At 64.0% G+C, this 18807-nt stretch carries 19 protein-coding genes and 1 tRNA gene; 14 read left to right on the top strand and 6 right to left on the bottom strand.

All coding sequences use genetic code 11. The features are described 5' to 3' along the window. Window positions 1–47 precede the first annotated feature (47 nt). The 5 genes from VGN93_RS01280 to VGN93_RS01260 all read left to right on the top strand — a co-directional run bounded on the left by VGN93_RS01280 (window position 48) and on the right by VGN93_RS01260 (window position 5644). Window positions 48–1622: an ABC transporter ATP-binding protein gene (locus tag VGN93_RS01280; protein ID WP_327506015.1), complete on the top strand. Its 1575-nt coding sequence runs from the start codon at window positions 48–50 to the stop codon at window positions 1620–1622. Next, on the top strand, window positions 1612–2706 hold the full coding sequence (locus VGN93_RS01275; RefSeq protein ID WP_327506014.1) for an ABC transporter permease: 1095 nt from the start codon (window positions 1612–1614) through the stop codon (window positions 2704–2706). The genes VGN93_RS01280 and VGN93_RS01275 overlap by 11 nt, the downstream gene beginning before the upstream one ends. After that, a complete protein-coding gene (locus tag VGN93_RS01270; RefSeq protein ID WP_327506013.1) occupies window positions 2706–3626 on the top strand; it encodes an ABC transporter permease in 921 nt (306 codons plus the stop codon). Before VGN93_RS01275 ends, VGN93_RS01270 begins: the two co-directional genes overlap by 1 nt. 40 nt (window positions 3627–3666) lie before the next feature. Then, the gene (locus VGN93_RS01265) at window positions 3667–4737 is read left to right on the top strand and encodes a BMP family ABC transporter substrate-binding protein (protein WP_327506012.1); all 1071 of its coding nucleotides are present in this window, start codon (window positions 3667–3669) and stop codon (window positions 4735–4737) included. 199 nt (window positions 4738–4936) lie between these two features. Continuing rightward, a complete protein-coding gene (locus VGN93_RS01260; RefSeq protein WP_327506011.1) occupies window positions 4937–5644 on the top strand; it encodes a FadR/GntR family transcriptional regulator in 708 nt (235 codons plus the stop codon). On the opposite strand, the gene ybaL is transcribed toward VGN93_RS01260, so the two are convergent. From ybaL to VGN93_RS01235, 5 genes are all read right to left on the bottom strand, one after another. Then, window positions 5645–7432: a YbaL family putative K(+) efflux transporter gene (ybaL, locus tag VGN93_RS01255; protein ID WP_327506010.1), complete on the bottom strand. Its 1788-nt coding sequence runs from the start codon at window positions 7430–7432 to the stop codon at window positions 5645–5647. Window positions 7433–7527: 95 nt separating this feature from the next. Further along, window positions 7528–7875, bottom strand: a complete 348-nt coding sequence (locus VGN93_RS01250; protein ID WP_327506009.1) for a hypothetical protein — start codon at window positions 7873–7875, stop codon at window positions 7528–7530. Between the two features lie 26 nt (window positions 7876–7901). Next, on the bottom strand, window positions 7902–8165 hold the full coding sequence (locus tag VGN93_RS01245) for a hypothetical protein (protein ID WP_327506008.1): 264 nt from the start codon (window positions 8163–8165) through the stop codon (window positions 7902–7904). A 183-nt stretch (window positions 8166–8348) separates the two neighbouring features. Continuing rightward, window positions 8349–8873: a DUF992 domain-containing protein gene (locus VGN93_RS01240; protein WP_327506007.1), complete on the bottom strand. Its 525-nt coding sequence runs from the start codon at window positions 8871–8873 to the stop codon at window positions 8349–8351. A gap of 198 nt (window positions 8874–9071) precedes the next feature. Beyond that, window positions 9072–9284 (bottom strand): hypothetical protein, encoded by a 213-nt coding sequence (locus VGN93_RS01235; protein ID WP_319323716.1) that lies wholly within the window; start codon window positions 9282–9284, stop codon window positions 9072–9074. A gap of 351 nt (window positions 9285–9635) precedes the next feature. Between VGN93_RS01235 and VGN93_RS01230 the strand changes: the two genes are divergently transcribed. The 9 genes from VGN93_RS01230 (at window position 9636) to VGN93_RS01190 (ending at window position 17571) form a co-directional block, all read left to right on the top strand. Continuing rightward, a tRNA-Ser gene (locus tag VGN93_RS01230) sits at window positions 9636–9725 on the top strand. Window positions 9726–9832: 107 nt separating this feature from the next. Next, window positions 9833–10048 carry a hypothetical protein gene (locus VGN93_RS01225; RefSeq protein ID WP_327506006.1) on the top strand — a complete coding sequence of 72 codons (216 nt, stop codon included), beginning with the start codon at window positions 9833–9835 and terminating at the stop codon, window positions 10046–10048. A gap of 253 nt (window positions 10049–10301) precedes the next feature. Then, complete coding sequence (locus VGN93_RS01220) at window positions 10302–11273, top strand: septal ring lytic transglycosylase RlpA family protein (RefSeq protein WP_327506069.1); 972 nt, start codon at window positions 10302–10304, stop codon at window positions 11271–11273. Between the two features lie 70 nt (window positions 11274–11343). Continuing rightward, window positions 11344–12507, top strand: a complete 1164-nt coding sequence (locus tag VGN93_RS01215) for a D-alanyl-D-alanine carboxypeptidase family protein (protein WP_327506005.1) — start codon at window positions 11344–11346, stop codon at window positions 12505–12507. A gap of 107 nt (window positions 12508–12614) precedes the next feature. Continuing rightward, window positions 12615–13298, top strand: coding sequence for a dTMP kinase (gene tmk, locus VGN93_RS01210; RefSeq protein ID WP_327506004.1), 684 nt, complete (start codon window positions 12615–12617; stop codon window positions 13296–13298). Then, on the top strand, window positions 13295–14326 hold the full coding sequence (locus tag VGN93_RS01205) for a DNA polymerase III subunit delta' (RefSeq protein ID WP_327506003.1): 1032 nt from the start codon (window positions 13295–13297) through the stop codon (window positions 14324–14326). The genes tmk and VGN93_RS01205 overlap by 4 nt, the downstream gene beginning before the upstream one ends. A 77-nt stretch (window positions 14327–14403) precedes the next feature. Further along, window positions 14404–15954 carry a methionine--tRNA ligase gene (metG, locus tag VGN93_RS01200; RefSeq protein ID WP_327506002.1) on the top strand — a complete coding sequence of 517 codons (1551 nt, stop codon included), beginning with the start codon at window positions 14404–14406 and terminating at the stop codon, window positions 15952–15954. Window positions 15955–15961: 7 nt separating this feature from the next. Then, window positions 15962–16741, top strand: coding sequence for a TatD family hydrolase (locus tag VGN93_RS01195; RefSeq protein WP_327506001.1), 780 nt, complete (start codon window positions 15962–15964; stop codon window positions 16739–16741). A 2-nt stretch (window positions 16742–16743) separates the two neighbouring features. Then, window positions 16744–17571, top strand: coding sequence for an MBL fold metallo-hydrolase (locus VGN93_RS01190; protein WP_327506000.1), 828 nt, complete (start codon window positions 16744–16746; stop codon window positions 17569–17571). Here the strand turns inward: VGN93_RS01190 and VGN93_RS01185 are convergent. Further along, window positions 17559–18503, bottom strand: coding sequence for a phosphoribosylaminoimidazolesuccinocarboxamide synthase (locus tag VGN93_RS01185; RefSeq protein ID WP_327506068.1), 945 nt, complete (start codon window positions 18501–18503; stop codon window positions 17559–17561). The two genes, VGN93_RS01190 and VGN93_RS01185, sit on opposite strands and share 13 nt — an antisense overlap. Window positions 18504–18807: the final 304 nt, after the last annotated feature.

Below are 18807 nucleotides of genomic sequence, written 5' to 3'. Positions count from 1 at the left end.
GACCCGAATGGGCGGCGAGGGCTGAGACCGCAGGAAAGAGGGGCAGAGTGTCAGCCGTTGGAGCGTCCGAGGGCAGCCCGTTGCTGGCTGTCCGTAGCCTGACGAAACTTTTTGGTTCGTTTGCCGCATGCAACGGCATCGATCTCGATATCCGGCCCGGCGAAATCCACGCCCTGCTGGGCGAGAACGGCGCCGGTAAATCCACCCTCGTGAAAATGCTCTTCGGCGTGCTTTCGCCGACCAGCGGGCAGATCCTGTGGAAGGGCGAGCCCGTGCGCATCCCGAGCCCAGGTGCCGCGCGGCGCCTCGGCATCGGCATGGTTTTCCAGCATTTTTCGCTGTTCGAGGCGCTGACGGTCGCGGAAAACATCGCGCTGTCGCTGAGCCCCGGCATCTCGCTGTCCAAGGTGGCGGAAGAGGCCTCGCGCCTGTCCCATCTCTACGGCCTGCCGCTCGATCCGAAGGCGCATGTCGCCGACCTTTCGGTGGGCGAACGCCAGCGCATCGAAATCGTGCGCGCGCTGTTGCAGAACCCGGAACTCATCATCCTCGACGAACCGACCTCGGTGCTGACGCCGCAGGAGGCCGACCGGCTGTTCGAGACGCTCGCCAAGCTGAAGGCCGAAGGCCGCTCGGTGCTCTATATCAGCCACCGGCTGGAAGAGGTGCAGCGCATCTGCGACCGCGCGACCGTGCTGCGCCACGGCAAGGTGACCGGCGCCTGCGATCCGCGGCAGGAAACGCCGTCCTCGCTCGCCCGCATGATGGTCGGCAGCGATGTCGCCTCGGTGACGGCCGCCGGCACCAACACCAAGGGCGAGGTGCTGCTCGAAGCCAACCATCTGAGCGTGGCGGCGCGCACGCCCTTTGCCGTTGCGCTGAAGAATGTCTGTCTCAAGGTCCGCGGCGGCGAAGTGCTGGCAATCGCTGGCGTAGCCGGCAACGGGCAGGGCGAGCTTTTCGACGCGCTCTCCGGTGAATATCCGGTGGCGGAAGCCTCCGCCGTCGCCATTCGCGGCAAGGCCGCCGGTAATCTCGGCATCACGGCGCGGCGCCTGATGGGCGCGGGCTTCGTGCCGGAGGAGCGCCACGGCCACGCCGCGGTGCCGGCTTTGCCGCTGTCGGACAATCTCGTGCTGGCGCGCAACCAGTCGGACCGGAAAACCTTCCTTGCCGGCGGCGTGCTCGGCATTATCAGGCACGCCGTCGTGCGCATCGCCTCCAAGCGCATTTCCGAGACGATGGACGTGCGCAAGAGCGGCGATGACCCGGCGGCCGGCTCGCTTTCCGGCGGCAACCTGCAAAAATACATCGTCGGGCGCGAACTGGACCGCCAGCCGGCGGTGCTGATCGTCAACCAGCCGACCTGGGGCGTCGACGCGGGGGCCGCAAGCCGTATCCGCCAGGCGCTGGTGGATCTCGCCAAATCGGGCTCGGCGGTGCTGGTGATCAGCCAGGATCTCGACGAAATCTTCGAAGTGGCGACGGAAATCGCCGTCGTCAGCGAGGGGCGGCTGTCCGATGTTTATCCGGCTCACGACCTGACGCGCGAAAAGATCGGTCTCTTGATGGGCGGCATGTACGGCAAGACGGAAGGCGGCGAGGTGGCCCATGCGCATTGAACTCGAAAAACGCGCCAATCCCTCGACGCTCTTCTCCATCCTGTCGCCGTTCCTGGCGCTGGCGCTGACGGTGGTGGCCGGTGGCATCATGTTCGCGCTCATCGGCAAGAGCCCGGTCGCAGCACTTTACTCCTTCTTCATCGAGCCGTTGCTCGACATCTGGTCGCTGCACGAGATCGCCATCAAGGCAGCACCCCTGATCCTGATCGGCGTCGGGCTTTCGGTGTGCTACCGCTCGAACAACTGGAATATCGGCGCCGAGGGGCAGTTCATCGCCGGCGCCATTGCGGGCGCCATCGTGCCCGTCGTCTTCCATGACTGGCATTCGTCGCTCGTCCTGCCGCTGATGCTGATCTTCGGCATGGTCGGCGGCGCGCTCTATGCCGGCATTCCCGCCTTTCTCAAGGCGCATATGAACACCAACGAGATCCTGACGAGCCTGATGCTGGTCTATATCGCCCAGCTCTTCCTCGACTGGCTGGTGCGCGGGCCGTGGCGCAGCCCGGACGCCTATAATTTTCCGGTGACGCGGGATTTTGCGCCGGAAGCGATCCTTCCGGAAATGATCGCCTCCGGCCGCGCCAATCTCGGCTTCGCCTTCGCGATCATCGCCGCAGTCGGGCTGTGGATCATGATGCGCTACACGCTGAAAGGCTTCGAGATCACCGTGCTCGGCCAATCCGAGCGGGCAGGGCGCTTTGCCGGCTTCTCGTCGAAGCGCATGATCTGGTTTTCGATGCTGCTGTCCGGCGCGCTGGCCGGGCTTGCCGGCATTTCCGAGGTCAGCGGCACGATCGGCAAGCTCCAGCCGATCATTTCGCCCGGCTACGGCTTTACCGCGATCATCGTCGCCTTCCTTGGCCGCCTCAATCCGATCGGCATCATCGCCGCCGGCCTGTTCCTGGCGCTGACCTATGTGGGGGGCGAGGCGGTGCAGCTGACGCTCGGCGTCTCCGACAAGGTGACGCGCGTCTTCCAGGGGCTGCTGCTGTTCTTCGTGCTCTCCTGCGATACGCTCATCCGATACAGGATCCGGCTGGTCTTCTCGCGGTTCAGCCAGACGACGGAAGGGAGCGCGCACTGATGGGTATCATCGAGGCGATCCTCTTGACCGTCATCACCGCCGCAACGCCGCTGGTGCTGGCGTCCCTCGGCGAACTCGTCACCGAACGGTCGGGCGTGCTCAATCTCGGCGTCGAGGGCATGATGGTGATGGGCGCCGTGCTCGCCTTCGCCGCCACGCAGGCGACGGGTTCGCCCTATATCGGCATTCTCGCCGGCATCGCCTGCGGCGCGCTGTTTTCCGTGCTCTTCGGCTTCCTGACCCTGACGCTCGTCGCCAACCAGGTGGCGACCGGCCTCGCGCTCACCATTCTCGGCCTCGGCGTTTCCGGCCAGATCGGCGAGCCCTATGTCGGCATGTCGGGCATCAAGCTGCAACCGATCGTCATCCCGCTGCTTTCCGACATTCCGGTCCTCGGACCGCTGCTCTTCAAGCAGGACCTGATCTTCTACCTGTCGATCGCGCTGGTCTTCGGCGTCAACTGGTTCCTGTTCAAGAGCCGCGCCGGCCTGAAGCTGCGCGCCATCGGCGACAGCCACGGCTCGGCGCATGCGCTCGGCATCCATGTCATCCGCACGCGTTATCTCGCCGTAATGTTCGGCGGCGCCTGCGCCGGCCTTGCCGGTGCGCAACTCTCGCTGGTCTATACGCCGCAATGGGTGGAGAACATGTCGGCCGGGCGCGGCTGGATCGCGCTGGCGCTCGTCGTCTTCGCCTCGTGGCGGCCCTGGCGGCTGCTTGCGGGCGGTTATCTCTTCGGCGCGGTGTCGATCAGCCAGCTGCATGCCCAGGCTCTCGGCCTCGGTATCCCGTCGCAATTCCTGTCGGCGCTTCCCTACGCCGCCACGGTGATCGTCCTCGTCCTGATTTCACACAATCGGCGCACCACGCTGATCAACACGCCCGCCTCGCTCGGCAAGCCCTTCGTGCCCGATCGATAGAAAACAAGAAAAAACAGCCACTTCCAACCCAGAGGATAAAATGAAGAAAATCATTCTCGCTCTCGCCACCTCGGCCGCCGTCCTCGGCTTCGCCGCTGCCGCAAACGCCCAGGACACGACGAAAATCTGCTTCATCTATGTCGGCTCCAAGACCGATGGCGGCTGGACTCAGGCGCACGACATCGGCCGCCAGGCGCTCCAGGCCGAATTCGGCGACAAGATCGAAACGCCGTTCCTGGAAAACGTGCCGGAAGGCCCGGATGCCGAGCGCGCGATCGAGCGCATGGCCCGCTCCGGCTGCGCGCTGGTCTTCACCACCTCGTTCGGCTTCATGGACGCGACGATCAAGGTCGCCGAAAAATTCCCGGACGTGAAGTTCGAGCATGCGACCGGCTTCAAGTCCGCCCCGAACGTCGCGACCTACAATTCGCGCTTCTATGAAGGCCGCTACATCCAGGGCCTGATCGCGGCCAAAATGTCCCAGAAGGGCGTCGCCGGCTACATCGCCTCCTTCCCGATCCCGGAAGTGGTCATGGGCATCAACGCCTTCGTGCACGGCGCGCAGTCGATAAACCCGGACTTCAAGGTCAAGGTCATCTGGGCCAACACCTGGTTCGACCCCGGCAAGGAAGCCGATGCGGCCAAGGCGCTGATCGACCAGGGCGTCGACATCCTGACCCAGCACACCGACACGACCGCGCCGATGCAGGTTGCCGCCGAACGCGGCATCAAGGCCTTCGGCCAGGCATCCGACATGATCAAGGCCGGCCCGGAAACGCAGCTGACCGCCATCGTCGACACCTGGGGCGCCTATTACATCAAGCGCACCAAGGCCGTTATCGACGGCACGTGGAAGTCGGAACAGGTCTGGGACGGCCTGAAGGACGGCATCCTCACCATGGCGCCCTACACCAACATGCCGGACGACGTTAAGAAGCTCGCGGAAGAGGCGGAAGCCAAAATCCGCGCCGGCGAACTTCACCCCTTCACCGGCCCGATCAAGAAGCAGGACGGCTCGGACTGGCTGGCGGACAAAGCCGTCTCCGACGACGGCACGCTGCTCGGCATGAATTTCTACATCGCCGGCGTCGATGACCAGCTGCCGAAATAAGCTTTCCCGACCCGCGACGATAAAGGGGCGCCTCGTTAGAGGCGCCTTTTTCATTGTGAAAGCGCGATGACACGATCGGCCTTTGCGGAATCGGCGGCGCGCTCTATATCTGCCTGATGTTCCGGACCAAAAGGGGTGGGTCCGGGGCGCAGGAGGGACGTCTTTGCGCAGGGGTTTGCTAGAAACCGTCATCAGCGGGATGAACACGCGCACCAGTCACGCGCAGGTCGTCAACGAACTCGGAAGAGCCATAATCGCGGGCGACTACCCGGTCGGTGCGACCTTGCCGGGCGATGCCGATCTCGCCGCCCGCTTCAAGGTCTCCCGCACGGTTTTGCGCGAGGCGATGAAGACGCTCGCCGCCAAGGGCCTCGTCGTGCCGCGCGCCCGGATCGGCACCCGCGTCACGCCAAATACCCAGTGGAACCTCTTCGACGGCGATATCCTCACCTGGTATTTCGCCGTCGGCGTCAACGAGGAATTTCTGCTGCACCTTTCCGAAGTGCGCCTCGCCTTCGAACCGCACGCGGCGGCGCTGGCAGCCCGCCATGCCTCCGAGGCCGATATCAGCCAGATGATGCGCCTTGCCGTCGCGATGGGCGATCCGGAGCATACGGCCGAAACGCTCGCCATGGCGGACCTGAAATTCCACCTTTCCGTGCTCGAAGCCTCGCGCAACCCCTTCCTGCGCACGCTCGGCAGCCTGATCGAGGCCGGGCTCGTCGGCGCCTTCAAGCTCTCGTCGCCCGCCGCCGACCGCGGCAAGATCGCCGACGTGTCGACCAGCCATATCCGCATCGTCGAGGAGATCGACAAGCGGGACGAGGAGGGCGCACGCCGCGCCATGGAGAATGTCATCAGGGTCGGGCGGGAGCGCGTCGTCCAGGCGCTGCGGCACGAAAACTAGTCAGGTCGGGGAGGGCGCGGGGAGATCCAGCTCGCCCTGCGCGCCACCGCCATCGGTCGACCGACGCGCCTTTTCCGCCTCCAAGGCAAGCAACTGCTCGGCCATGGCCGAGGCGACCTCCTCCTTGGCGATGACGATGTGATTGGCCCCGAACTGCCGCAGATGAACCTCCTCCGCCCGGGACGCCGCCCGCGCCACGATGGCGATCGCGCCATTCGCCGAGCGCGCCTGCTCGATCAGCGTGCCGGCCGCAAAGGCATCCGGAATGGCGGCCACGAACCAGCGCGCGCCGGCAATGTTCGCCTGCGCCAGCACGCCGCGATTGCCCGCCGGTTCGCCGATCGCCTCGATTCCCTGTTCGCGCAGCGCGTCGGCGACGCCCGCCCGCTCCTCGATGACGATGAGAGGAATGCCGGCCCCGCGCAGACGTTCGACGACACGCCTGCCGACGCCGCCATAGCCCACCACCACCGCGTGGTCGGTGAGCGTGGTCGGTTCCGGCTCGTCCTCGTCCGGTTCCTCCGGCTGTGCGGCGGCATCCTCGCCGCTCTCCGCTTCCTCCGCGGCATGCAGCTTTGCGCCATAATGGTCGACCGCCATGAACAGCAGCGGGTTGACCAGGATGGAAAACAGCGCGCCCGCGACGACGAGATCCTGTGCCACGGCAGGAAGCAGGTCCAGGCCGACGCCAAGCACGACGAGGATGAAGGAGAACTCGCCGATCTGCGCCAGGCTCGCGGCAATGGTGAGAGCGATCGTGCGCGGATAACCGAAGGCCTTGACGATCAGGTAGGCTGCCGCCGACTTGATGAAGACGATGGTGACGAAGGTCGCGAGGATCGCCAGCGGCCGCTCGACGAGGTTGACCGGATCGAACAGCATGCCGACGGAGACGAAGAACAGCACCGCGAAGGCATCGCGCAGCGGCAGGGTTTCGCGCGCGGCCTGCTGGCTCAGCTGCGATTCCGCCAGCACCATGCCGGCGAAGAAGGCGCCGAGCGCGAAGGACACGCCGAAGAGTTTTGCCGAACCGTAGGCGACGCCGAGCGCGATCGCCAGGACCGAAAGCCGGAACAGCTCGCGCGAGCCGGTATGCGCGACGTAATGCAGGATCATCGGAATGACCTTGCGGCCGACCACCAGCATCAGCGCGATGAAGGCGGAAACCTTGAGCGCCGTGACCCCGACCGCCGTCCAGACCGCGCCGATGCCAAGCGCGCGCGTCAGGTCCGGGTCGATATCGGCGGTCTGCGCCGTGCCGCCCAGCACGCCGGCAAGCGGCGGCAGGAGGACGAGCGTCAAGACCATGACGAGATCCTCGACGATCAGCCAGCCGACCGCGATGCGCCCCTTTTCCGTCTCCACCATGCGGCGCTCCTGCAGCGCGCGCAGCAGCACCACGGTACTGGCGACGGAGAGCGACAGGCCGAAAACGAAACCGCTGCCCGCCGACCATCCCATCGCAAGCGCCAGCAGCAGGCCGAAGACCGTCGCGACGACGATCTGGCCAAGCGCGCCCGGAATGGCGATCGCCCGCACCGAGAGAAGATCTTTCAGCGAAAAATGCAGCCCCACGCCGAACATCAGCAGGATGACACCGATCTCCGCCAGTTCGTTTGCCAGATTCTGGTCGGCGACGAATCCGGGCGTGAAGGGGCCGATGACGACGCCCGCCAAAAGGTAGCCGGCTATCGGCGGCAGGCGAAAACGATGGGCGACCAGCCCCGCGAGGAAGGCGAGGCAGATACCGGCAACCAGCGTGGCGATCAGCGGTGTCGCATGGGGCAAGCGCGTCTATCCTGATTCCGTGGGAATTCAAGAGGATAGGGTAGGGCGGCCCGCCGCCCCGCGCAAGACGCGAATCGGAAAGATCGCGACGCGCTTCAGTCGTCGTTGCTGGCGTTCAGCTCTTCCGGCCGCATGCCCTCATCCGCCGCCCGCGTGGCGAGCTGTGCCGCGCCCATCGCCTGGTAGAGGTTGAACAGCGATTCGCTGGCGCGCGCCGCAAGGCGGAACCATTCCGTGTTGCCGGCAATGGCGGGGTGGTGGAGCAGCTGGTCGTCGACGAGATCGAGCACGATCGAGGTCGTGTGCACCGCCTCATGGAAGCCGAAGGAACTGGAGGTGTAATGCGCAAGCAGTTCCGGCGGCGTCATGGCGCGCTCTTCGGCCAGAATGTCGAGCTGCTTCAGCCGTTCGTCTTCCAGTTCGATGTCGGTGCTTTCAAGCATGGGTCGTCTCCGTTGCCGTAATCGCCTCAGAAATACTCGATTCGCACGTATCGGCGGATCAGAACTAACGAGCGATCGGGCTCAATGCGATAGGTTTCCACGACCGGGCGGCCATATTGATCATTGAACGTGTGGTCGAACGTGCTGCCGATGGGTGCCTTGACGAGTTTCGCGCGCGGCTGGCCGCCATAGGTGATGCTGCCGGGAATGGGCTCGATCGCACGGGGAGAGCCGGTGGTGCAGGCGGCGAGTGAAACGACGGCGACAAAGGCAAGGACGATGCGGACCATGGTAAGAACTCCTGTCCTCTCGAAATCTAGAGTCTGCCTGGTTCAGACTGAAGGCAGACTCTAGTTTCTTTTGTTTTCGTTTGTCTTTTCGGGAAACCGGTTCCCACTTTTCCCTGACAAACTCTAGCAGATCGCCGGCGCGCATCCATAAAAAAGGGCGGCCGAAGCCGCCCGTTTCGTGTCTCAGCCCTGCGGCGTGAGCGTCACCGACGTGCCGGTGGCGGCAAGGTTCAGGCCGATCTGGCCGCTGACGCTGATCGTTTGCAGATGGATCGAGCCGGACGTGCCGCCGACGAGCAGGTTGGTGCCGACGCCGAAGCCGAGCGTGGCTTCCGCCGTGGCGCCCTGGTAGAGGCCGCCGAGCGAACCATTGTGGTAGCCGGCCGTCGGCGCGAAAACCGCCCAGACGATACGGCCCTGCGTGGTGAATCCGAGGTCGACGCCCATCTTGCGGATGACGCCGGAATAGCTGTCGTGCTCGCCGCGGGTCGACGAGAAGACGCAATCGACGGATTTGGCCGATCCGATCACATAGCCGACGCCACCGCCCACGTCGCAGGTCAGCATGCCGATCTTGACACCGTCGCGATCGCCGCGGTCGATGGAGACCGGCGCTTCTTCGCGAATAACCATGTCCGCAGCGCCAGCCGTGGTTGCGAGAGCCTGTGCAAGGCTCAGCGCGAGGACCGTTCCAAGCTTCTTGTTCATCTGTGCACTCCTTCTAACTGGCACGATAACGGCGAATCCGGTGCTTTGGTTCCGGTCGCACCGCATCTCATGGTGAAGATCGTGGCGGAGTGTGGGCAAGTAACGTTTTGCTAACAAATAGTGCGCGTCGGGGTAAACGGGGCCCGCCGGTTGAGGCTTTTCAACAACATATGGGGGAGGCGCCCGTTCGACGCGCCCTCACACCTCGTTGATCGTCGGCAGATGGGTGATCACCTCGTCGCGGCGCTTTTCATCGAGCGGTGCGATATGGGCGTTCCAGAACGCTTCGGCGGCGCGCGTCTCGTGTTTCCACTGCCGCGTGCTGACATGGTTGTCGTCGATCTTTCCGAGCCGGCGCCCGCCGAGGCGGACATAGTCTGCGGCGAGTTTTGCGGTGGATGTCTGTTCCATGGCCAGCCTCCTCTGGTGACGGAACCAAAACCGTTGCCGCCGCCGATTGTTCCGGCAATAAAAAAGGCCGGGGCGAAACCGCACCGACCTTCCTCATCATCACCTGTTCACCCGTGCCAGTACATCCGTGGTCAAAAGCATCAGGTGATGCGGCCATCGCGAGCGGCAGAAGCTTTCCAGCGCTCATCAGCAAGGCCGATGACGGTGATATAGGGAGCCATTGTGTTGAAAACAAGTCCCACATTGACGAGACAGGCAAAGCTGCTAAAAAGCCGCATCGCCGAAGGGGCGGCAAACCGGCGTGCAACCGGTGTCGCAGCTTTTCCAGAACCGGGAAAAGATCGCCTTCCTGGAAGAGTGGCCGAGCGGTTTAAGGCACCGGTCTTGAAAACCGGCGTAGGCGAGAGTCTACCGTGGGTTCGAATCCCACCTCTTCCGCCATACCCTGCAACTTTTCCCGACTTGTTGCTGACGCATTGTCGTCCTAGCTTTATCACGCAGCCACGGGCAATGTTTGCCGGCTGGGATGCGAGAATGGGGAGGCGGCAATGGATGTGCTTCGGGACCCTACGCATATCGGCATGTTTGAACCGCAGGATCTCGATATCCTGAAAGGTGTTTTCATCCGGTTGACGGCGGCCAAGAGCCCCAGCCTCGACGAGGCGCGGGCCCGTTCGCTCGCCCGCTCGATCATCACCCTGTACCGACACGGCGTGCGTGATCCCGAACAGCTCTTCGACGTGCTGCATATACCGACATCTTGAGCGCGATGGGCCAAGCGCGCCGATGAAACTGCGCGCGCTTTAACCATATGGAAACCATAATCCATCGAAGCTCGTCGCAGGGTTCACATCCATTCGCAATTTTGCCATCTTATTGGCATGATTAATGGACTGTTATTTACTGAGTGGCATTGACGGCCGGCTTGCAGGGGCAAGGCAGGTTGGCTGGCGCACCGTCGGGGACAATAGCGGCGTGGGACATAAATACTTCGAGAAGAACGTGACCCGGTTTGGCATGGGCCTGCGGTTGCTGGCTATTCCGCTGGTCTGCGCGGGCCTTGCGGCCTGTGCCACGACGACACCGGCGCCCACCAAGAAGAAGGTGCGCGGCAAGGAATATTTCTCCGAATCCGAATATGGCGTGAAGGCGAGCCCGCGCGTCGTCGAGGACGGGCAGGCCGTGCCGAAGGGCGGCGGCCGCTACCAGCTCGGCAAGGCCTATCAGGTGCGCGGCAAGTGGTACAAGCCGCAGGAAGAGCTTGGCTACAACAAGACCGGCCTTGCATCCTGGTACGGCTCCGCCTTCCACGGCCGCAGGACGGCGAATGGCGAAGTCTACGACCGATTCCATCTTTCCGCCGCGCATCCGACATTTCCGCTGCCGAGTTATGCCCGCGTCACGAACATGGAGAACGGCACGTCGGTCGTCGTGCGCGTCAACGATCGTGGTCCGTTCCATGAAGGCCGCGTGATCGACGTTTCCTCGAAGACCGCCGACCTGCTCGACATGAAGCGCACCGGCACGGCCAAGGTGCGCGTGCAATATGTCGGCAAGGCGCCGCTCGAGGGCAACGACATGCCCTACCTGATGGCTTCTTACGTCACCAAGGGCTCGCGCGTGCCGGCTGTCGATCCGGGCGGCCAGATCGCGACCGGCGTGATGGTGGCTTCCGCCGATGACAGCGCGCTGCCGGGTGTGGGTGAGGGCACGCTTACGGTTCCCGGGAAGAGCACGATGACGGCGCTTGCCAAGACGACGCCGGCGGCGGATGCCTTCCAGGCGATGGAGCAGTTCGTCATGCTGCCGGAGATCGGTCCGCTGCCGATGGAACGGCCGAATTTCGTTCCGCAGCTTTCCGCCGACCCGAGCTATGCCGCCGCCTATGCGGACGAGCGCGTGCGCGATGCGGCCGGCGCCTTCGATGCCATCCTGACGATCGACGGAAAGCTCACGCCGCTCTCCGCGCTCGCCGATAACGCGGGCTGACCTCCCGCGTTCCCAAAGCCGTTTGCGCAATGCGGGCGGCTGTGGGAGTGTGACGACATCCGGAGTCGCCATGCATCGCCGCCTTTTCGCCGTCCTCGTCTTTTTCCTGTCCCTCATCAGCGTCGCGCACACCCAGTCCGCAGCGCCGCAAGCCGGCTTCGACGTCAAGGCCAAGCAGGTCTATCTCATCGAGGCGGAGACGGGCACGGTGCTGTTCGCCCGCGCCGAGGACGAGGTCGTTCCGGCCGCGTCACTCGCCAAGCTGATGACCATGGCAACGGTGTTCAAGGCGCTGGCCGGCGGCGGCATCACGCTCGAGACGTCATACAACGTGACCGAATATGCCTGGCGGACCGGCGGCGCGCCGTCGCGCACCTCCACCATGTTTGCGGCGTTGAAATCGAATGTGCGCGTGGAGGATCTGATCCGCGGCGTCACCGTGCAGTTCGCCAACGATGCCTGCATCATCCTGGGCGAGGGCATTGCCGGCTCGGAGAGCGCTTTTGCCGAACGCATGACGGAGGAGGCGCGGGCGCTCGGGCTGGTGAAATCGAACTTCGCCAATGCGACCGGCCTGCCGAACCCGGATAACAAGGTGACGATGCGCGAGATGGTGCTGCTCGCGCGCCACCTGCAGACGACCTATCCGCAGCACATGCGCTACTATCTCGAGCCGGAATTCGAGTGGAACAAGATCAAGCAGCGCAACCGCAATCCGTTGCTGGCGCTGAATATCGGCGTGACGGGCTTCGTTACCGGCTTTTCGGAGGAGGGCGGCTATTCCATCGTGGCCGCGGTGAACCGGGATGGCAAACACCTGCTGCTCGCCATGGGCGGCATGGAGAACGAGAAGACGCGCATCGAGGAATCCCGCCGCATCATCGAATGGGCGCTCTCCTCCTTCGAACGGCGCACGCTGTTCAAGGCGGGCGAGGCAATTGCGGATGCGAGCGTCTATGGCGGCGATGCCTCGACGGTGCCGCTGGTCGCCGGCGAGCAGGTGGACGTGTTTCTGCCGAAGGACAATTCGCAGCGCCTCGTCGCGCGCGTCGTCTATAACTGGCCGGTGCGCGCGCCGGTCACGCCGGGGCAGGCGGTCGGCACGCTGAAAATCTGGAACGACAAGCAGCTTTTGCGCGAGGTGCCGGTGACGACGGCGGGCAGCGTGGGCGAGGGCACGTTGCGCGCCCGCGCGCTCGACGCGGTGATCGAACTGTTCTTCTTCTGGATCTGAGGGGCAAAGCGGGGCGAAAAGCGTTTCGCCTGCCGGAAACATGGGTTAGTAGTGATCCCGAGTCATCCCGGCCTTGCCGGATATTGCCAGGGAAATGGAAGTAGGATTTGTCTGCCGCACCGGGTTTGTTTGTCACGTTCGAAGGCGGCGAGGGCGCCGGAAAGTCGACGCAGATCCGGCTTCTGGCAGCGTCCCTGCGTGAACGCGGCCTCACCGTGCTGATGACACGCGAACCCGGCGGCTCAAAAGGGGCGGAGGCGGTGCGCCACGTGCTGCTTTCCGGTGCCGCGGAGCCTTACGGCATTCGCATGGAGGCGGTGCTCTTTGCCGCCGCGCGCAGCGATCATGTCGAGCAGGTCATTAGCCCGGCGCTTTCGGCGGGCACCGTCGTGCTCTGCGATCGTTTCATGGATTCCTCGCGCGTCTACCAGGGCATCACCGGCAATCTGGAGCAGCCGTTCATCGAAGCGCTGGAGCGCGTGGCCGTCAACGGCGTCGTGCCGGACTGCACGATCATCTTCGATCTGCCGGCCGCCATCGGCCTGGAACGCGCGCGCAAGCGCAGCACTGGGGCGGGCGAGAGTGCCGAGCCCGATCGCTTCGAGAAGGAAGAGCTGGAAACGCACGAAAAACGCCGCGAGGCCTTCCTCGACATCGCCGAGCGCGAGCCGCTGCGCTGCCGGGTGGTGGATGCGACGCAGACGCAGGAGGCAATCGCCGCGCAGGTGTATTCCATCGTCGAGCCGCTGCTGCCGATCACCGCCGAGGGTCGGCCGGAGCACGTCTCGTGAGCGACGAGCGGCCTGGCATTCTCGATGGCGCGGTTCACCCCGCCGAGCAGACGAAGCTTTTCGGCCATGCCGAAGCGGAGGCCTTTCTGGCGCGCTCCTATCGCTCCGGCAAGGGGCACCACGCCATCCTGATCGAGGGGCCGCAGGGCATCGGCAAGGCAACGCTCGCCTTCCGCTTCGCCAACCACGTGCTGCATCACTCGGAGCCCGCCGAGGCGCCGGAGACGATTGCCGACCCGTCACCCGCAGCACCCATCACCCGTCAATTGGCTGCGGGTGCTTCGCATAACCTGCTGCATCTCACCCGTCCGGTCGACGAGAAGTCCGGCAAGATGAAATCGGCCATCACGGTGGACGAGGTGCGCAAGGCCGGAAAGTTCCTGGCGCAGACCTCGGGCACCGGCAACTGGCGCATCATCATCATCGACCCGGCGGATGACCTGAACCGCAACGCCGCCAACGCCATCCTGAAAATCCTCGAAGAGCCGCCAAAACGCTCGCTGTTCCTCGTCTTGACCCATGCGCCCGGAAAACTGCTGCCGACGATCCGCTCGCGTTGCCTGCCGCTGGCGCTGTCGCCGCTGTCGGAAGACGATCTGGCCGCAGCGCTCGACAGTCTCGGTGCGGCGCCGTCGGGTCCGCGGGCAGGGGACGTGCTCTCCGCCGCCAGGGGCAGCGTTTCCGAAGCGCTGAAGCTGGTGAACTACGGCGGCTTCGACATCGTCGAGGCTTTTCGCACCATCGTCACGGCCCCCGCCGAGCCGCCGCGCCGGGACGTGCACAAACTCGCCGACGTGCTGTCGGCGAAGGACAGCGACACCGTCTTTTCCTTCTTCTGCCAGCACGCCACCGATTTCGTGACCGACGCCGCCCGCGCCGCCGCCCTTGCCGGCGACATGTCCAGCGCCGATCGCCTCGCCCAGCTCTCATCGCTGCTTAACGAGCGCATCACCGTCGCGCAGGCCTATAATCTCGATCGAAAACAGACGATCATCAGCGTGCTCGACGACATCCGCGCCTCGCTTTAAGTCAACTTGCTGTTTCCCTCTCCGCCTGCATGGTCTAATACCTTGCGGCATTGCACAACCGAAGACAGAACGCTGCCATGACCGATACGTCCCGCTTCTACATCACGACCGCCATTTCCTATCCGAACGGCAAGCCGCATATCGGCCACGCCTACGAGCTGATCGCGACGGATGCCATGGCACGTTACCAGCGGCTCGACGGGCGCGACGTGTTCTTCCTGACGGGCACAGACGAACACGGCCAGAAGATGCAGCAGACTGCGCGCAAGGAGGGCATTTCCCCGCGCGAACTTGCCGATCGGAATTCGAAAGAATTCAAGGATATGGCCGTTCTTCTTAATGCGTCGAACGATGACTTCATCCGCACGACCGAAGAGCGCCATTACGAGGCCTGCGCCGAGATCTGGCGCCGCATGGCCGCCAATGGCGACATCTACAAGGACAGCTATGCCGGCTGGTATTCCGTGCGCGACGAGGCCTACTATCAGGAAAGCGAAACCGAGAAGCGCGACGACGGCGTGCGCTACGGACCGCAGGGCACGCCCGTCGAATGGGTCGAGGAGGAGAGCTATTTCTTCCGCCTCTCCGCCTACCAGGACAAGCTCCTCAAGCACTATGAGGACAATCCGGATTTCATCGGCCCGGCCGAGCGCCGCAACGAGGTGATCTCCTTCGTGAAGTCCGGCCTCAAGGACCTCTCCATGTCGCGCACGACCTTCGACTGGGGCATTCCGGTGCCGGGTGACCCGGCGCATGTCATGTATGTCTGGGTCGACGCGCTGACCAACTACATTACCGCGACCGGCTACCTGACCGACCCGGAAGGCCCGCGGGCAAAATACTGGCCGGCGAACATCCACATCATCGGCAAGGACATCATCCGCTTCCACGCCGTCTACTGGCCGGCCTTCCTGATGTCGGCCGGCGTGCCGCTGCCCGAACGCGTCTTCGCGCATGGCTTCCTGCTCAACAAGGGCGAGAAGATGTCGAAGTCGCTCGGCAACGTCGTCGATCCGGTCAACCTGGTGAACCATTTCGGGCTCGACCCGATCCGCTACTTCTTCCTGCGTGAAGTCTCCTTCGGCCAGGACGGCAGCTATAGCGAGGAGGGCATCGCGACCCGCATCAACTCCGACCTCGCCAACGGCATCGGCAACCTCGCCAGCCGCTCGCTGTCGATGATCGTCAAGAACTGCGACGGCAAGGTGCCGGACTGCGGCGAACTCACCGATGCCGACCGCGCGATGCTCGCCTCCGTCGACGCGCTTCATGCGCTGACCCGCGAGGAAATGGGCCGGCAGCAGATCCACAAGGCGCTGGCCGCGATCATCGCCGTCGTCTCGGAGGCCGACCGCTATTTCGCCGGCGAGGCGCCCTGGGCGCTGAAGAAGACCGATCCGGTCCGCATGGGCACCGTGCTTTACGTGACGGCGGAAGTCGTGCGCCAGATCGCCATCCTGCTGCAGCCGTTCATGCCGAAGTCCAGCCGCAAGATGCTCGATCTCGTCGCGGCTCCCGTCGAAAAACGCGACTTTGCGGCACTCGGCGAGGCCGGTCGTCTCGTCAGCGGCACGCCGCTGGAGGCGCCCACGCCGGTCTTCCCGCGCTACGTGGCGCCCGAGGCGTGACGCGGCGATGCTGATCGACACCCATTGCCATCTGGATTTTCCGGATTTCGAAGCGGAGCGCGACGACATCGTCGCGCGGGCGCACGCGGCCGGCGTGAAGCAGATGATCACGATCTCGACGCGGGTGCGGAAATTCCCGACGATCCTCGCGATCGCCGAAAAGTACCCGTCGGTTTTCTGCTCGGTCGGCACACATCCGCACAATGCGGATGAGGAACTGGATATCCCGGTCTCGGAATTGATCGCACTTTCGCAACACCCGCGCGTGGTGGCGATCGGCGAGGCGGGCCTCGACTATTTTTACGACAATGCACCGCGCGACGCCCAGCAGATCGGCCTGCGCAACCATATCGCGGCCGCGCGCGAAACGGGCCTGCCGCTCGTCATCCACAGCCGCGCGGCGGATGAGGACATGGCGGCGATGCTGACGGAGGAAACAGGGAAGGGCGCCTTCCCCTTCCTGCTGCATTGTTTCTCTTCCGGCCCGGAGCTTGCGCGCGTCGGCGTCGAACTCGGCGGCTATGTTTCCTTCTCCGGTATCCTGACCTTCCCGAAATCGGAAGAGCTGCGCGAGATCGCCAAGACCGTGCCGCTGGAGCGCATGCTGGTGGAAACGGACGCGCCCTACCTCGCGCCAAAACCGTTCCGCGGAAAACGCAACGAGCCGGCCTATGTGGCGCATACCGCGGCGGTGCTCGCCGAGACGGTCGGTGTCAGCGAAGACGAGATCGCCCGCATCACCACCGAAAACGCCTTCCGCATCTTCTCGAAAATGCCGCGGGTGTAGCCGTGGTCTGTCGGCGGCGCTTCACCATTCTCGGCTGCGGTTCGTCGCCCGGCGTGCCGCGCATCACCGGGGATTGGGGCGCCTGCGACCCGGCCAACCCGAAAAACCGCCGCACCCGCGCGGCCTTCCTCGTCGAGCAGTTCGGGCCGGACGGCTGCACCACCGTCGTCATCGATACGGGGCCGGATTTCCGCACGCAGATGATCGCCGCCGCCGTCGAAAACATCGACGCGGTGCTCTACACGCATGCCCATGCCGACCATATCCACGGCATCGACGATATCCGCGGCTTCGTGCTGCTCAATCGCAAGCAGGTGCCGATCTGGGCGGATGCCATCACCATGGAGCGCATCCGCGAGGGGTTCGGCTATTGCCTGAAGACGCCGGCGGGCAGCATGTATCCGCCGATCGTGACGGAGAACCTGATCGAACCGATGGACGCGCCGGTGACGATATCGGGAGCAGGGGGCTCGATCGTGTTCCAGCCCCTGCTCCAGGTGCACGGCTCGATCCATTCGCTGGGGTTTCGCATCGGTGACATCGCCTATTGCAGCGATATCAGCGACTTTCCGGACGAGACGGTGCCGCGCCTGCAAGGCTTGGACGTGCTGATCGTCGATGCGCTGCAATACCGCTTCCATTCGAGCCATCTGTCGCTCAGCCAGGCGCTGGAATGGATCGAACGCCTGAAGCCGGCGCGCGCCATCCTGACCCATATGCATGTGCCGCTCGACTACGACACCGTGCAAAAGGAAACGCCGGCCCATGTGGAACCGGCGTTCGACGGCCTGCGCTTCGAGGTGGAACTCGCCGACGATCAGGCGAAATAAGGCGCGAGATTTTTGCGGATACGCTCCAGCACGGTCGCGCCGGAGAGATCCGGCACGAAGGTCTTTCCGGTGATCTGTTCAAAGGCCTGGATGTAGACCCTCGACGTCTGCTCGACCAGGTCGCGCGGGATCTCCGGGATCGGATCCTTGTAGGGATCGCAGCGCTCGGTGACCCAGGCGCGGACAAAGTCCTTGTCGAAGCTCGCCGGGCGGCCGCCCTTGGCAAAACTCTCTTCGTAGCTCTCGGCGATCCAGTAGCGGCTTGAATCCGGCGTGTGGATCTCGTCGGCGAGCACGATGCGGCCGTCCTTGTCCGTGCCGAATTCGTATTTGGTGTCAACGAGGATCAGGCCGCGCTCGGCCGCGCGGGCCTGGCCGCGCGCGAAGAGCGACAGCGCATAACGCGACACCGTTTCCCATTGCTCGGCCGTCAGCAGGCCCTGTGCGAGGATTTCCTCACCGGAAAGCGGTTCGTCATGCCCGCCGTCAAAAGCCTTGCTGGTGGGCGTGATGATCGGCGCGGGCAGTTTCTCGTTGTCGCGAAGACCATCCAGCAGCGTCATGCCATACATCTGGCGTTCGCCCTTGCGGTATTTCGTCAGGATCGAGGTGCTGGTCGTGCCGGCGAGATAACCGCGCACAACGACCTCGACCGGCAGGATATCGAGCCGTGTGCCGATGACGACGTTCGGATCCGGATAGGCCAGCACATGGTTCGGGCAGATATCGGCGGTTTCCTCGAACCAGTAGCGCGCCGTCTGCGTCAGCACCTGGCCCTTGAAGGGAATGGCCGTCAGGATGACGTCGAAGGCGCTGAGCCGATCCGTCGCGATGATGATACGGCTGCCATCCGGCAAATCGTAATTCTCGCGGACCTTGCCGTTGTAGCGGTTCGGCAGTTCCGGGATGTGGGCGTCGGAGAGAATGCGCAACTCGCTCATCGGTGCAGGCTTTCGCTGTTGGTTCCGTCTGCCGTTTCGCTTAAGGCTGTGAGAGGTGCCGGGTCAAGGCGGAAACCGGATTTCCAGCGTCTTTGGGCATTTCGGCATATCGTTTAGTTCCATAATCTATCTTATCCGATTTATGGATAGGGTCTGGTACATTCTATTTCCAAGTGCGACATGCCAGTAATTTCAACGGCTTCGCCCTGGAGATTTTTGGATGTCTCGATGCTATTTACAGCTCACCCTCGCCGATCGTCGCCGCCTCCATCAGTTGGTCGAACGAAGTGTTCCG

The sequence above is a fragment of the Shinella sp. genome, assembly GCF_035998705.1.
In the GTDB taxonomy this organism is placed as follows: Bacteria; Pseudomonadota; Alphaproteobacteria; order Rhizobiales; family Rhizobiaceae; genus Shinella.
Note: the sequence above shows the minus strand (reverse complement) of the source record. Positions and strands in the feature narration are given on the sequence as shown.